Annotated in this window: 15 protein-coding genes, 10 tRNA genes, 2 rRNA genes and 1 pseudogene; 7 read left to right on the forward strand and 21 right to left on the reverse strand. The window is 30.7% G+C overall.

Annotated features, from left to right (window positions below):
• Positions 1-490 precede the first annotated feature (490 nt).
• The 5 genes from rlmH to Q1J60_RS11080 form a co-directional block, all read right to left on the reverse strand.
• Positions 491-970 (reverse strand): 23S rRNA (pseudouridine(1915)-N(3))-methyltransferase RlmH, encoded by a 480-nt coding sequence (rlmH, locus tag Q1J60_RS11060; protein WP_300375758.1) that lies wholly within the window; start codon positions 968-970, stop codon positions 491-493.
• Positions 971-1177: 207 nt separating this feature from the next.
• Complete coding sequence (locus Q1J60_RS11065) at positions 1178-2038, reverse strand: PepSY domain-containing protein (protein WP_300375761.1); 861 nt, start codon at positions 2036-2038, stop codon at positions 1178-1180.
• 207 nt (positions 2039-2245) lie between these two features.
• Positions 2246-2617, reverse strand: coding sequence for an HsmA family protein (locus Q1J60_RS11070; RefSeq protein WP_300375765.1), 372 nt, complete (start codon positions 2615-2617; stop codon positions 2246-2248).
• Between the two features lie 261 nt (positions 2618-2878).
• Complete coding sequence (locus Q1J60_RS11075; protein WP_300375768.1) at positions 2879-3379, reverse strand: SEC-C metal-binding domain-containing protein; 501 nt, start codon at positions 3377-3379, stop codon at positions 2879-2881.
• Between the two features lie 144 nt (positions 3380-3523).
• Entirely contained in the window at positions 3524-4078 is a 555-nt protein-coding gene (locus Q1J60_RS11080; protein ID WP_300375771.1) for a GerMN domain-containing protein, read from the reverse strand.
• Between the two features lie 124 nt (positions 4079-4202).
• Here Q1J60_RS11080 and Q1J60_RS11085 point away from each other — a divergent pair.
• Positions 4203-4349 (forward strand): annotated as a pseudogene (locus Q1J60_RS11085) (IS6 family transposase); the annotation flags it as partial.
• Positions 4350-4495: 146 nt separating this feature from the next.
• On the opposite strand, the gene Q1J60_RS11090 reads toward Q1J60_RS11085, so the two are convergent.
• Positions 4496-5287 (reverse strand): MBL fold metallo-hydrolase, encoded by a 792-nt coding sequence (locus Q1J60_RS11090; protein WP_300375774.1) that lies wholly within the window; start codon positions 5285-5287, stop codon positions 4496-4498.
• Positions 5288-5309: 22 nt separating this feature from the next.
• Positions 5310-6563 (reverse strand): UDP-N-acetylglucosamine 1-carboxyvinyltransferase, encoded by a 1254-nt coding sequence (murA, locus tag Q1J60_RS11095; RefSeq protein WP_300375777.1) that lies wholly within the window; start codon positions 6561-6563, stop codon positions 5310-5312.
• 338 nt (positions 6564-6901) lie between these two features.
• Here murA and Q1J60_RS11100 point away from each other — a divergent pair, with 338 nt between their 5' ends.
• From Q1J60_RS11100 to Q1J60_RS11115, 4 genes are all read left to right on the forward strand, one after another.
• Positions 6902-7447, forward strand: a complete 546-nt coding sequence (locus Q1J60_RS11100) for a 2'-5' RNA ligase family protein (RefSeq protein ID WP_300375780.1) — start codon at positions 6902-6904, stop codon at positions 7445-7447.
• Between the two features lie 182 nt (positions 7448-7629).
• Positions 7630-8109, forward strand: coding sequence for a dUTP diphosphatase (locus Q1J60_RS11105; protein WP_300375783.1), 480 nt, complete (start codon positions 7630-7632; stop codon positions 8107-8109).
• A gap of 55 nt (positions 8110-8164) precedes the next feature.
• A complete protein-coding gene (locus Q1J60_RS11110) occupies positions 8165-8596 on the forward strand; it encodes a DMT family transporter (protein ID WP_300375786.1) in 432 nt (143 codons plus the stop codon).
• 66 nt (positions 8597-8662) lie between these two features.
• The gene (locus Q1J60_RS11115) at positions 8663-9859 is read left to right on the forward strand and encodes a S8 family serine peptidase (protein WP_300375789.1); all 1197 of its coding nucleotides are present in this window, start codon (positions 8663-8665) and stop codon (positions 9857-9859) included.
• 2 nt (positions 9860-9861) lie between these two features.
• Here the strand turns inward: Q1J60_RS11115 and Q1J60_RS13055 are convergent, their stop codons facing one another.
• Together Q1J60_RS13055 and Q1J60_RS11120 are read right to left on the reverse strand one after the other, a co-directional pair.
• Positions 9862-9963, reverse strand: coding sequence for a M23 family metallopeptidase (locus tag Q1J60_RS13055; protein ID WP_423249131.1), 102 nt, complete (start codon positions 9961-9963; stop codon positions 9862-9864).
• 34 nt (positions 9964-9997) lie between these two features.
• Positions 9998-10129: a hypothetical protein gene (locus Q1J60_RS11120; protein WP_300375792.1), complete on the reverse strand. Its 132-nt coding sequence runs from the start codon at positions 10127-10129 to the stop codon at positions 9998-10000.
• A 216-nt stretch (positions 10130-10345) separates the two neighbouring features.
• Here Q1J60_RS11120 and Q1J60_RS11125 point away from each other — a divergent pair, with 216 nt between their 5' ends.
• Both Q1J60_RS11125 and Q1J60_RS11130 read left to right on the forward strand, forming a co-directional pair.
• Positions 10346-11347, forward strand: coding sequence for a DnaD domain protein (locus tag Q1J60_RS11125; RefSeq protein WP_300375795.1), 1002 nt, complete (start codon positions 10346-10348; stop codon positions 11345-11347).
• Positions 11344-12339 carry an ATP-binding protein gene (locus Q1J60_RS11130; RefSeq protein ID WP_300375798.1) on the forward strand — a complete coding sequence of 332 codons (996 nt, stop codon included), beginning with the start codon at positions 11344-11346 and terminating at the stop codon, positions 12337-12339. The genes Q1J60_RS11125 and Q1J60_RS11130 overlap by 4 nt, the downstream gene beginning before the upstream one ends.
• 89 nt (positions 12340-12428) lie before the next feature.
• Here Q1J60_RS11130 and Q1J60_RS11135 read toward each other — a convergent pair.
• From Q1J60_RS11135 to Q1J60_RS11190, 12 genes are all read right to left on the reverse strand, one after another.
• Positions 12429-12504 (reverse strand) — tRNA-Thr (locus Q1J60_RS11135).
• A 3-nt stretch (positions 12505-12507) separates the two neighbouring features.
• Positions 12508-12584 (reverse strand) — tRNA-Asp (locus Q1J60_RS11140).
• Positions 12585-12598: 14 nt separating this feature from the next.
• Positions 12599-12674, reverse strand: a tRNA-Val gene (locus tag Q1J60_RS11145).
• 6 nt (positions 12675-12680) lie between these two features.
• Positions 12681-12755: transfer RNA gene (locus Q1J60_RS11150), tRNA-Glu, on the reverse strand.
• A 5-nt stretch (positions 12756-12760) separates the two neighbouring features.
• Positions 12761-12837 (reverse strand) — tRNA-Asp (locus Q1J60_RS11155).
• An 11-nt stretch (positions 12838-12848) separates the two neighbouring features.
• A tRNA-Val gene (locus tag Q1J60_RS11160) sits at positions 12849-12924 on the reverse strand.
• Between the two features lie 7 nt (positions 12925-12931).
• Positions 12932-13006: transfer RNA gene (locus Q1J60_RS11165), tRNA-Glu, on the reverse strand.
• Positions 13007-13044: 38 nt separating this feature from the next.
• Positions 13045-13121: transfer RNA gene (locus tag Q1J60_RS11170), tRNA-Met, on the reverse strand.
• Between the two features lie 29 nt (positions 13122-13150).
• Positions 13151-13240, reverse strand: a tRNA-Leu gene (locus Q1J60_RS11175).
• Positions 13241-13244: 4 nt separating this feature from the next.
• A tRNA-Asn gene (locus tag Q1J60_RS11180) sits at positions 13245-13319 on the reverse strand.
• A 44-nt stretch (positions 13320-13363) separates the two neighbouring features.
• Positions 13364-13480, reverse strand: a 5S ribosomal RNA gene (rrf, locus tag Q1J60_RS11185).
• A 35-nt stretch (positions 13481-13515) separates the two neighbouring features.
• Positions 13516-15094, reverse strand: a 23S ribosomal RNA gene (locus Q1J60_RS11190); the annotation flags it as partial.

Genomic DNA, 15094 nt, shown 5'->3' on the forward strand with positions numbered 1-15094 from the left:
TAAACTTAATATATTTATTATTTTCGTACTAATTTTATCATCATATCTATTTACTATTCAATTACTTTAATGTTAATTATTCCTAAATATTTTTTTATTTTTATACAAATTAAATTAACATATAAACAAAAAAATTATAAATAATTTCTAAAATAATAAAAAATAATATAATTTTTGTAAATTTTTTAGTATTAATTATATCTACTTAATTAATAATTCTTATTTTTTATTAAATGTATATCTTTTATAAATTCATAGAAAAAATATATATTTAATTAATATAATGTATTTAACAAAAAGACTTCCTTCATATAATTAGTGCCATAAATTTGCATTAATTATATGAAGGAAGTCTTACATAAATATATGTTATATTTATAAAATTATCCTCAATCTTAAGTTTTAATATTTTATTCAAGCATAATAAATGTATTTACTCATTATAAGATAGTAAATAGTCTAACCAAACTAATTTTAGTAAAAACCTCATTTACTTATGGTAAGGTTCATTCTTCATTATTCTAAATGCTCTATAAACTTGTTCTAATAACATTACTCTAAATAATTGATGTGGAAATGTCATTTTTGAAAAGCATAATTTATAGTCAGCTCTTTTTATTACTTCTTGAGATAAACCAAGACTTCCTCCGATTACAAAGGTAATATTTGAATTTCCCATTACTCCACAATTCTCTATATATCTTGAAAATTTCTCAGAAGTTATTTCATTACCTCTTAAATCCATAGCAATTACATGCATATTATCCTTTATTTTTGAAAGTATTAGTTTACCTTCTTTTTCTTTTATTTGAAGCTCTTCTTTTTCTGAAGCATTATCTGGTGTCTTCTCATCAGGAAGTTCTATTATTTCTAATTTACAATATCTACTTAATCTCTTTGAATATTCATCTATAGCTTGCTTTAAATACTTTTCCTTTAGCTTTCCTACTGAAATAACCGTTATATTCATCTCTTATCCTCCTATTTTTAACTACAAATAATATTACCATAAAGTAAAGTTATTAGTAATACTACTAAACTCTACATAACTCTTATTTACAACTATTGTTTATTAATAAATAACCCTGATATTTTCTACTTACATTCAAATTTAGGAAAAATAAAGAGAGTTAGAAAAAATCTAACTCTCTTTTAAAGTTTTTTATATCAATAAATTTTAATCATAATCAAAACTAATTATATCACCAGTATTAGCATTTATATCATATTCATATTCTTTGTTATTAAAATAAAATTTTATATAATATTTTTCAACACCATCATCAATATCTTTATTTACTTTAATAAAGTTAACTTGATTTTCTGAAAGATTTGCATGCTTTAATGCAATTTGCTTTGCTTGTTCTACTGTTATTTTATTTTGATTATTATTAACACTCTGGTTGTTATTATTATAATTTCCCATATCACAATCAAAACTAATTATATCACCAGTATTAGCATTTATATTATAATCATACTCCTTATTATCAAAGTAAAATTCTATATTATACTTTTCAATTCCATGATCAATCTCTTGATCTGTTTTTATAAATTTAACTTGATTTTCTGAAAGGTTTGCATGCTTTAATGCAATTTCCTTTGCTTGTTCTACTGTTATTTTATTTTGATTGTTATTAACACTTTGGTTGTTATTATTATAATTTCCCATATCACAATCAAAACTAATTATATCACCAGTATTAGCATTTATATTATAATCATACTCTTTATTATCAAAGTAAAATTCTATATTATACTTTTGAATTCCATGATCAATCTCTTGATCTGTTTTAATGAAGTTAACTTGATTTTCTGAAAGGTTTGCATGTTTTAATGCAATTTCCTTTGCTTGCTCTATTGTTATTTTACTTTGAGTATTATTGCTATTATTTTGAGTATTTTGACTGTTATTATTTACGTTTTGATTTATGCTAGTAGATTGATTATTCTCATTTTGCTTTTTAGATTGATTATTACATGCTATAAAATTCATACTTGTTATCGTAATAAGTAATCCTATAAAAATTTTTTTCATACTACATCTCCTAAAATAAGAATTTTAACTTTAATATAGTATGAAATTTTTATTATGTCAACTTTTAAAATTTCAATACAAAAAGCTTTAACTTTTCTTTTCTTTAATTTCAAAACTTTTAATTTTAAATTTTTTAAGCAATTGATATTGAATTAATTAGATAAACAAAAGACTATACAAGATATAATTCTTACATAGTCTAACTGTTTATAGCATATGCATTGCAGCTCCAGTAAAGAATGGTATTAACCAAATTACCCAAACAATTATACTAAACTTATGGAATTTAGCTATCATATTTTTATCTTTTTTTACTAAAACTACAGTTGCCCAAACAGCATGTACTAACATTAATATTAATGCTACTCCACCTGTTATCGTGTGGAAACTAAAGTTTATTCCCCCTGCTATTTTTTCCATAGCTCCAGTTCCTGTAGTATCACAAATTAAACCTAAATAGAAAAATCCTAAGTGCCATGGTTTTAAAGTTTTTTGAATCTTTTCAGACCAAACACCTATACTATAAAATAATAGTGCTAAATTCATAAATATTATTGCTATAATTAATTCTTTTGACATAACTTTCATCTCCTTTTTATTTGAACTACGTTCATATTATAATACTATTATATTTTACTTACAATTTACTAATATTAATTTCTTAATAAAAAGACTTTATTAAATTTCAAAATTTAATAACTGCAAAGCAATACATTTAATAATAATTATTTGATAAATTATTGTTATTTGTCAAATTCAAATTTATAAAAAAAGTAAGAACATTTTTACATGCCCTTACTTATAAATTTTAATATACTAATTTTTATTTAAGAAAATCAATTATTTTCCACAACATTTTTTATATTTCTTTCCACTTCCACATGGACATGGTTCATTTCTTCCAACTTTAACTTCTTCATTTCTTACAGTTTTTGAATCTCTGTATTTTAATTGGATTTCTCTTCTCTTTTCTCCTGAGAATATAGAATCCCATTGAGGTAAGTTAAATAAGTAATCCGCTTTTGCATCTAACATATTGTAGTATAAATTTTCAAAGTCTATATCGAATGATAATTCTGTATTACTTTCAACTTTTTCTAAGTCATATGGATTTTTTAAACTATCATTTATTCCATCTACGAATCCCATTACAAACTCTTCTGTTGTACCGTATTCTTTAGCTAAATCTGCTATTGTAGCTTTTTTAACTTCTTTGTGATTAGCTAATAAATCCTTGTATATTTTAGTTTCTACATCACTATATTCTTTCCAGAATGCAGCTTCTCCCTTAACCTTAACATATTCTACAACCATGTCTGTCCATTGCTTATATAAACTCATACTTCCTTCTCCTTTTTAATCAACTTTATATCAAAATTATAATAATTTAGACAATATATTTCAATATTTTACTAATTAATAAACATATAAAATATATATTTTTAATACCTATGAAATTATTTGTTTACAATTTTACAAATTCATCTAATTATTTATTTTCAAATTAGGTATATCTTCTTTTTTAAAAGGTTTACTAATATCAAAATTTCCCCCTAATGAATTAACCATCTGATTATCAACAAGTATATTAATCCTATTAATACTTGGTATTTGAGTTATTGTAGCCATTATACCTTCTAATGTTGCCTGCTCTTTAGCTGCACTCATACTTACAACAGCTTCCTTACTTAAATTTATAATTGCAATATCATCTTTTACATCAAAAGATAATAATTTGGTATCTTTAGGTAATATAGGCACTAAACTTCCATTTTGAGATGGACCTTGAATAAGAGCTTGTATTAGATATTGCCCTAAAATTTCATTACCATCAACAAGTATTTCTTGTTGCTCTATTTTAGGTCTTTTTTCATCCTTAGTTCCATCAAAATATAAAGATAAATTAATATCTCCAATTAAATCATTAGCTATGGTCTTTACTCTCTCATTATTGTTAGCTGCTAACTTATCTATTTTTATATCATCACATCCAACTAACAAAAAAGATGATAGAATTAATAAAATCATCCCTTTTTTCATATAAATTCCCCTTACTTAAAAACTCAATCTATTAAGTTAAATGAACATTGCTCTTTTCAACACTTGAGAATACAATGAGTTTGCTAAAAAACATTTATCCCCCTCAAGAAAGGAGAAAAAAGCAATGAACAAAACTAATATAAAATCCCTCGTTGTCATTCCAAAAAAACTATATAAGTTTTATTTTGACAAGCAGGCTAATCAAAAATATCAATGTAAGGAATGTAGTAGACAATTCGCACCTAACTCCATCAATAGCAATAAAAAATCTATTAATATCTTTGATTAACCTGCAAAAAATCAAATCATATTGCAGGTTTGTTTTCCATGCAAAATTTAGTCAAACTTATATAACTTTCAAATAACAAGCAATTTTACGAATATTTAAGATATTTTTTCATAACAACTTAACAGACTCTAAAAACTTATATAACTACTTGGTTTATTTCTATCTGCTAATTTAAGCTCTAAATCTTTACCTATGTTAATTTTATGTGCATTTAATACATTAATAACAGCTTGTTCAGCTAATTCTGGCACGTTATTAGTATTGCTTAAATGACCTAATATTATTTTTCTATACTTATCATATTTCATTATATCAACGATAGCTTTCCCACAATCTTCATTTGATAAGTGTCCAACTTCACTAAGTACCCTTCTTTTTAAATCATAAGGGTATGGTCCAAACTTAACCATTTGAACATCATGATTTGATTCTAACAAAATAACTTCAGATTCCCTAATATTTCTTAATATTTCCTCTGTAAATGTTCCAATATCAGTTGCAATACTTGCACTTTTACCTTTGTGATTTATAGTATATCCTGTTGAAGCCACAGAATCGTGTGGAGTATTAAATGATGTTATATCTAAATCATTTAAGCTCATTGTACTTCTCTTAGGCATAATTTTTATATTTTCTTCTTTTATTTTTCCTAGGGACTTTTCCATGGCTTTCCAAGTAAGCTCATTTGCATATATAGGTATATTAAATTTTCTTGATAATATACCTGCTCCTTTTATATGGTCACTATGCTCATGAGTTATGAAAATACCATCAATTTCATTTGGATTTTGGCCTATTTCTTTAAGACCATCTATTATTTTCTTACCTGATAATCCTGCATCAATTAGTATTTTAGTTTTTTCTGATCCTACTAATATACTATTACCACTGCTTCCACTATATAGTGAGCAAAAAATCATATATTTCCCCCATTTTTTATTCTTATTTTCTGACTATATCAGCTCCAAGCATTCTGAACTTTTCTTCTATATGAGGGTATCCTCTATCTATGTGTTCAATACTTGTTATCTCTGTAACTCCATCAGAAATTAAACCTGCAATAACCATCGCGGCTCCTGCTCTTAAGTCAGTAGCCTTAACAATAGCTCCTGTAAGTTTATCTACACCGTCTATAATAGCTGATCTTCCTTCAACTTTTATAGTAGCTCCCATTTTTTTAAGTTCATCTACATGCTTATGTCTATTTTCCCATATAGTTTCAACTATTATACTTCTACCCTTAGCTGTAGATAGTAGAGTACACATTGGTTGTTGAACGTCTGTTGGAAATCCTGGATATGGAGCAGTTTTTAAATTTACTCCTTTTAACTCTCCATCAACATAAACTCTAACACTATCGTCTCCTTCTTCTACTTTAGCTCCCATTTCTAAAAGCTTAGCTGAAATTGATTCTAAATGCTTTGGTATAACATTTTGAATTGTTACATCTCCTCTTGTAGCAGCAGCTGCTATCATAAATGTCCCTGCTTCTATTTGGTCAGGTACAACACTATAATTACACCCTTTTAATTCTTTAACACCTTTGATTCTTATAACATCTGTTCCTGCACCCTTAACATTAGCTCCCATAGCATTTAAAAAGTTTGCTACGTCTACTACATGTGGTTCTCTTGCTGCATTCTCTAAGACTGTAGTTCCTTCTGCTAAAGTTGCCGCTATCATAAGATTTATAGTAGCTCCAACACTTACCACATCAAAGAAGATATTTGTTCCTATTAATTTTTCTGCCGTTATATTTACAGCACCATGTTCTATTGAAACTTTAGCTCCTAGTGCTTCAAATCCTTTTATATGTTGATCAATAGGTCTAACACCTATTGGACACCCCCCTGGAAGTTCAACTTTAGCTTCTTTAAAACGTGCTAAAAGTGCCCCTATGAAATAATAAGAAGCCCTCATTCTTCTTACATCATTTCCACAAGCTTCTACAGTTTTTATTTCTTCAGCATTTATTTTTAATGTGTTATTATCTAATTTTTCAACATTACACCCTAATGATCTAATTATTCTCTCTAAGCAATGTACATCAGCTATATCTGGTACATTATCAATAATACATTCACCTTTGCTAGCTAGTATAGCCGCCGGTAATATAGCTACGGCAGCATTTTTAGCTCCGTTTATTTCTATAGATCCCTTTAAAGCTTTACCGCCATTTATAATTAATCTATTCATACAATTCACCCTTGCTAATTTTTTATATGTATACAATTACCATTTTCTTCTTTTTTATTCTTGTTTAGTCAAAATTTTAATTTTCATTAACCACATTTAAACTGGCTAAACCGTGAAATTTAAAGTATTACTCATAATTTTCATTATATCATAATAAGCTAATATTTAAAGATTTTTTTACTGTTTACTCTTAAAATTTAACCAATTTATATTGTCTAAAAATACTTTTTATTCTGAAATTTCTCTCTTATTATTTTTTTTAAAAATTCTATATGTTATAATTTATAACAAAGTTTGTATTTATTTGGAACAAACTAATATTCAAGAGAGGTTTTGTCATGAAATATTATTTAGTAGCATTGTTTGATGAGGAATCTTGTAAATCACTTGAATCACTTCAAAGAGGTTTATTAAGAAAATACAAATTACCAAGAAATCACATAAGTTTACACATTCCTCTTGAAACAATTGATAACCCCAATCTAGATAAACTAGATGAAGTGGTCCTTAAATTAATCAAACCTTATAAGAAGTTTAAGATAGAGTTAACTGGCAGTGCTGAATTTAATGAAAGCACTAATAAAGCTCTAAACTTACAAATCGAAAATAAAGGTTATATAAAAAAAATTCATAGATTATTCAATGATATGTTAAAGTTACATGGTTTTAATGTTAGAGAGCGTGTTGACTCTCCTCTGTACATTCCTATAAACAACCCTAACTTTAAAGAAAATCATAAAAAAAATAATACACAACCTACTGTTTTTAACTTAAGAGAATCTTCTCAAAAGAACATATTAAAAATTTCTAAAATAGAACTTTGGAGATTTCAAAATAACAAAAGAGAAATTCCTATAAAATCATATGATCTAAGAAATTACTAAATAATTTATATAGTTTCTATTTATATGGCATATATTGAATTAACTGAGGTTAAAATAATTGCAAATTAATATTTCGTAACTTTTTAGATCTGTATTCGTTTTCTCTTCTTTTCAATTGTGAAAAGATTCTGTAAAATTAACTAGTAAGCATTTTTTGCTTAAGAAGATAGGGGGATATACTAATGGAGTTAGATAATTTTTTTATTCAACAAGATAAGCTTAACAAGGAATTTGTTATCGCTAGTAATTTAAATGCATATAAAGTTACAACTAGAATGTACTTAGCTCTTCAGATTAAAATAAGCGATTTAGCTAATGAAACCAAATGCTTTATTTATTGGAATGATAACAATAAATCTAGAGTTTCAAAAGAATTAGTTTTAGAAAAATATATCGATTGTTTAAAGCAAATCCTTACTATGGGCTTAAATAAAAATTATACCAACTTAAAGGAACTAACAGTTAAACCAAATGATTATTGTTTAAGCGATCAATTTTTAACTTTACTTATAGATGTAAATGACTTGATAATATCTCCATCTATTGATCACTATAAAACATTATTTGAAGATTTTATAAGCTTAGGAATAAGCTTAGGTTTTTCAATAAATCAAATAGAAGAAATTTTTTTCAAAAATGATTGTTGTAAGATAGCTCTCTAAAATTTAGAGAGTTATTTTTTTAAATTTTGGAATACTAAGCTTGAGGTGATTTATTATGCTTGGTATTATTTTAGCAATTATTTCTGGTGCAGCGATGAGTATCCAAGGAGTTTTTAACACAAGAGTTTCAGAAAAGATAGGAGTTTGGGAAACAAATACCATAGTTCAAGGCTCTGCTTTTGTTTTAGCATTAATTATTATGCTTATGCTAAGAAACGGTAATTACTCTGAAATTCGTTCTGTAAACAAAATATATCTATTAGGTGGAGCAATTGGTGTTGTTATAACTTATACTGTTATGGCTGCTGTTGGAACATTAGGCCCAACCTTTGGGATATCAATAATATTAATATCTCAACTCTTAACAGCAGGAATAATAGATGCTTTTGCCCTTTTTGATAGCGAAAAAATCAAATTTGCTGCACATAATTATTTAGGAATAATATTAATGATAGTTGGAATTATCATTTTTAAATGGAAAAGTTAATACATTGTCAAAATCATACTCCCATTCATATATTATAAAATAATAAATAATATGGGAGTATTTATTATGTTTTCAGTAAAACACAAATTGGATAGCAATCTAAAAATTTATATAAATCGCTCTTATTATACAAATTATAGAGTTCTTATTAAATGCAAAAAATTTATGGAAGATATAACAAAGAAAATACCTAAACTTAATGGTACTATTATAAGAGAAATTAAGTCATTAAATTTGATTTGTGCTATTCTTACACCAAGAGCTATTAATAGATTAATTGAATATCCTGAAATAGAATTTGTTTCTTTTGATGACCACGCTATACTTTGTGGTATTAGTATAGGTACTGCTAATAGAATTTCCACAAATAAATCTTTTAATTTTACTGGTAATAATGTATATATTGGTTTAATTGATAGTGGAGTCTACCCTCATCAAGATTTAATAAATCCTACAAACAAAATAGATATGTTCTTAGATTTATTAAACAACTATTCTTATCCTTATGATGATAATGGGCATGGAACTGCCGTAAGTGGAATTATATGTGGAAGCGGCTATTCATCAAAGTTTGTTTTTAGAGGAATTGCCGAAAACGCCAAAATATCTTGTATAAAAGCATTTGATGCTAACGGAAAAGGCTATGTTTCAGATATACTTTTCGCCATTGAAACTCTTATAAATCAAGAGAATAATCCTATAAGAGTTCTATGCCTACCATTTGAACTTACTAGCCATAATGTTAAAATATCAGATTATTTTAACAAACTCTTTAAGTTAGCAGTTAGTAAAAATATAATTCCTGTTGTCCCTTCTGGAAGCATAGAAGGAGATAACACAATTCAAGGCTTAGCATTATCTCCTTGGTGTATAACAGTTGGTGGTATAGATTCTACAAATACACCAACAGTAACTTTTAAATTTTCTTCATCTGGAAATTCTAACTTAAAAAAACCAGATTTTTGTGCAGCTTGTGCTAATATAATGTGCTTAAACTCAGATAAAAAATATATTTCTGAAAGAAATGGAATAAAACTATATCCTCATAAATTAGATAGTAGTTACACAGTCTTTCAAGGAACCTCTTTAGCCTGTGCCTACATATCTGGAGTATGCGCACTACTTTTAGATGCCAAGCCAGAACTAAATTACAAGGATTTATGTTCTTTATTAAAAATAGCATCTAATAATAAATATGAACTTACTTCTAATTCTGTTGGAGAAGGAGTAATAGATTTATCTTTTTTACTTGAAAATATATAAAACTAAACAATATAATCTAAAGGATTAATAGGATTACACTTATATATCAATTCTAAATGTAGGTGAGACCCTGTACTTTTTCCAGTACTACCAACTTTGGCAATAGTCTCACCTTTTTCACTTCTTTCCCCAAATCAGTTAATATATAACTATCATGAGCGTATAGTGTTTCTGTATAATCTTAGCTTCTTCCAAAACTGATTCAGATAGCATTTCACTATCTACTTCTTTTCCATTTATAAATATTACTTTTAACTTTTTTCTTTCCATTTAATAAAAATTTTAGTATAAATTTAAACACGTAAATTAATGTTTCCCTTTTAGAAAAAATTATTCATGTAAATAAAATATTTTTTTTGCATTTTTTAGAAGCTTACTTTATTGTTATAGAAAAGACACTTTGATATAATTAAACATAGTCTAATTTTTTATTTATATACATTTTAAAATTTAGACTATTTATAAATCTAGAAAGGTGGTTATTTTTTGAGTACTTTTATATTAAAAAACTCAGCCACTAAGTTTACTCCTGTTAGTAATGTATTCATAGAAGAATACATGCCTAAAGCTCGTGGGGAATTTATTAAGGTTTATTTATTATTGCTAAAGTATAACTTCACTGGAGAACCAGGAGTTAACTCTTCAATTTTAGCAACAAACTTAAATCTTTTAGAATCAGATATAATGAATGCTCTTAATTTTTGGCATGACGAAGGTGTTATTAAACTAGTTCCTATAGATAAAATGAATAACTTTAAAATAGAATTTTTAGACTTATCAGAAGGTAATCATTCATCAAGTCAAAACTCTGTTGATTTATTATCAGCACTTGATGAAAATAACACTAAGGATATGTTAAAAGATATAGAAAAACTTGTATGTCGTCCTTTATCAACAAAAGAAATGACAACTTATCTTTCTTGGCAAACAGAGCTTAATTTTTCCTCAGAGCTCATATTAATACTAATAGAATACTGCGTATCTAAAGGTAAAAAAGATGTTAGATACATAGAAACAGTGGCTCTTGGATGGCATAATGCCGGAATAAAATCAATAGAGGAAGCTCAAGCTTACATAACTAAAACAGAAGATAAATGGGTTAAAATAAGAAAAATTCTAAAGTATTTAGGAATTCAAAATACTGAAATAATGAAGCCACAAGAAACTATGATGGAAAAGTGGCTTTTAACTTATAACTTCTCTGTTGAATTAATACTTAAAGCTTGTGATATATGCTTTGAACGTTTAAACAGAGCTGATTTTAAATATATAGATGGTATATTAGGTAAATGGTTTAAAGATGGCATAAAAACTCTTGATGATGTTGCAAAAAAAGATATTAAAAAGACATCTAGTATAAAAAAACCATTTAATAAAAGTAATTCAGCTCCAATTCAAAAAAAACCAGCTAGAGAAGCAAACTTTACCCAAAGAGATTATGACTATGATTCCTTAGAAAAACAATTGTTAGGATGGGATATTGAATGATTAAAGGTTATAAAAGTCAATTGATGGATATGTATGAAAAAATCCATCAAAAAGAAAAATCAAATCTAGCTAATAGACAAAAAGAATTGAAAGAAAAACTACCTCAAGTTTTTGATTATGAAAGAGAAATAAATAAGCTTTCTTTAAAACTTTCAATGCTTGCTTTAAGAAAAAATGAAAAAGAAAGTTTTGAGAAATTAAAAAAAGAAATTCAAAATCTTAGAGATGAAAAAGATCAACTTCTTGCTATGAGTGGATATCCAAAAGATTATTTAGATATGCATTATATATGTTCATCTTGTAAAGATACAGGTTATATAGGAACTAAAAAATGTATTTGTTATAAGAAAAAGCTTGTAGATATATACTATGAGAATTCTCATATGGCTGATGCTTTAAAGTTAAATAATTTTTCAAAATTTGATATAAATGTCTTTTCTCCTTTAAATAATGGTAGTGAAAAGTATTCTCCAAGAGAAAATATGCAGATAATCATTGATAAGATGGTTAATGGTTACATCCCTAAATTTGATAAACATAATGAAAATATACTTTTCTATGGTAGTCCTGGAACAGGAAAAACATTTTTAACTTATTGCATAGCTAAAGAATTATTAGATAATGGATTTCTTGTAGTTTATAGAACATCAGATGAACTTATTAGAAATCTTAGAGAAATAAGATTTAATAATGATCATGAATTAGAAGATTTGCTTATAAATTGCGACTTACTTGTTATAGATGACCTAGGCGCAGAACAAATAACTGATTTCTCTACAACTGAGTTATTTACACTTCTAAACAAGAAAATATTATTAAATAAAAAGATGATTATATCTACTAATTTAAATCTTCCTGAATTGAAGCAAGCTTATGCAGAAAGAATAACTTCTAGATTGCTAGGAAACTTTCTTCTCTTCAAAACTTACGGAGATGACATAAGAATAAAGAAAAATCTTCAGAAAAGGAAAAATACACCTTATCTTACTTAAAAGATAAGGTGTATTTCTTTGCATAAATAAATTAAATAGGAATTATTCTACAAAAGAATAAAAAAAAACTTCAGTTAAACTGAAGTTTTTGGAGCTGATGATCGGACTTGAACCGATAACCTGCTGATTACAAGTCAGCTGCTCTGCCAATTGAGCCACATCAGCATGTGGCGACTCAGAAGGGGCTCGAACCCTCGACCTCCGGCGTGACAGGCCGGCACTCTAACCAACTGAGCTACTGAGCCATAAAAAAATTTTATGGTGGTCGCAACAGGGATCGAACCTGTGACCCCCTGCTTGTAAGGCAGGTGCTCTCCCAGCTGAGCTATGCGACCGTAATATGGTGACCCCTAGGGGAATCGAACCCCTGTTACCACCGTGAAAGGGTGGTGTCTTAACCGCTTGACCAAGGGGCCAAAACTGGCGACTCAGAAGGGGCTCGAACCCTCGACCTCCGGCGTGACAGGCCGGCACTCTAACCAACTGAGCTACTGAGCCATTAAAAATTTTGGTGGTCGCAACAGGGATCGAACCTGTGACCCCCTGCTTGTAAGGCAGGTGCTCTCCCAGCTGAGCTATGCGACCGTATAGATGGTGACCCCTAGGGGAATCGAACCCCTGTTACCACCGTGAAAGGGTGGTGTCTTAACCGCTTGACCATGGGGCCAGATTAAAACAACTTTTCTTTTATTAAACTTACTTAAATGGTTGCGTGAGTTGGAGTTGAACCAACGACCTCCGGGTTATGAGCCCGACGAGCTACCAGACTGCTCCATCCCGCGTTAATTAAATTTACTTTTCATGTGTATATTGGTGCCGAAGACCGGGATCGAACCGGTACGATCTGTTAAGGATCGCAGGATTTTAAGTCCTGTGCGTCTGCCAGTTCCGCCACTCCGGCATTTTGGCTCTCAGGGTGGGACTCGAACCCACAACCTACCGGTTAACAGCCGGTTGCTCCACCATTGAGCTACCTAAGAACATTTGATCTTTCTTGCTTCTTGCTTTTGTTATTAAAACTTAAGTTTGGCAGCTTCCTACTCTCTCAGGACCTTGCGGTCCAAATACCATCGGCGTTAAGAGACTTTACTTCTGTGTTCGACATGGGAACAGGTGTTGCCCTCTTGCCATTGCCACCAAACAAACTACTATCAATTTTAAATCAGAGTATATATTTTGGTCAAGTCCTCGATCGATTAGTACTCATTAGCTAAAAACATTGCTGTTCTTACACCTTAAGCCTATCTACCAGATGGTCTTTCTGGGATCTTACTCTCTATTGAGATGGGAAATCTTATCTTGAGGGGAGTTTCATGCTTAGATGCCTTCAGCATTTATCTCTTCCAAACGTAGCTACTCGGCTATGCCATTGACATGACAACCGATACACCAGTGGTTTGTCCATCCCGGTCCTCTCGTACTAAGGACAGCGCCTCTCAAATTTCCTACGCCTACGACGGATAGGGACCGAACTGTCTCACGACGTTCTGAACCCAGCTCGCGTGCCTCTTTAATGGGCGAACAGCCCAACCCTTGGAACCTGCTCCAGCTCCAGGATGAGACGAGCCGACATCGAGGTGCCAAACCTCCCCGTCGATGTGGACTCTTGGGGGAGATAAGCCTGTTATCCCCGGGGTAGCTTTTATCCGTTGAGCGATGGCCCTTCCATGCGGAACCACCGGATCACTAAGCCCGTCTTTCGACCCTGCTCGACTTGTAGGTCTCGCAGTCAAGCTCCCTTGTGCCTTTACACTCTGCGAATGATTTCCAACCATTCTGAGGGAACCTTTGGGCGCCTCCGTTACCTTTTAGGAGGCGACCGCCCCAGTCAAACTGTCCGCCTGACACTGTCTCCTACCCCGATCAGGGGTAAGGGTTAGAAGTTCAATACACTTAGGGTAGTATCCCAACAACGCCTCCACCGAAGCTAGCGCTCCGGTCTCTCAGGCTCCTACCTATCCTGTACAAAGTGTACCAAAATTCAATATCAGGCTACAGTAAAGCTCCACGGGGTCTTTCCGTCCTGTCGCGGGTAATGCGCATCTTCACGCATAGTATAATTTCACCGGGTCTCTCGTTGAGACAGTGCCCAAGTCGTTGCACCGTTCGTGCGGGTCGGAACTTACCCGACAAGGAATTTCGCTACCTTAGGACCGTTATAGTTACGGCCGCCGTTTACCGGGGCTTCAATTCAATGCTTCTCTTGCGATGACATCTCCTCTTAACCTTCCGGCACCGGGCAGGTGTCAGGCTGTATACGTCTACTTTCATATTAGCACAGCCCTGTGTTTTTGTTAAACAGTTGCCTGGACCGATTCTCTGCGCCCTCTCTTACGAGGAGGGACCCTTTATCCCGAAGTTACAGGGTCAGTTTGCCTAGTTCCTTAACCGTGAATCACTCAAGCGCCTTAGTATATTCAACCCGACTACGTGTGTCCGTTTGCGGTACGGGTACCCATGAAGTTATGTTTAGCGGATTTTCTCGGCAGTCTGATTACCCGCGCTATCACCGTTTCCCGAAGGAAGTGGTGTACTATCTGCTTTCGGCTCTCATCACGGATTTGCCTGCGATGATCTACGCCTACAACATTTAACCGGCTATTCCGTCAGCCGGCGGCGGTGTCACTACTGCGTCCCCACGTCACCCTCAAGGGTAGTAACGGAATATTAACCGTTTCTGCCATCGGCCTCGCCGTTCGGCTGAGCCTTAGGACCCGACTTACCCTGATCCGATTAGCGTTGATCAGGAAACCTT

The organism is Clostridium sp. (assembly GCF_029258205.1).
Lineage (GTDB): Bacteria > Bacillota > Clostridia > Clostridiales > Clostridiaceae > Sarcina.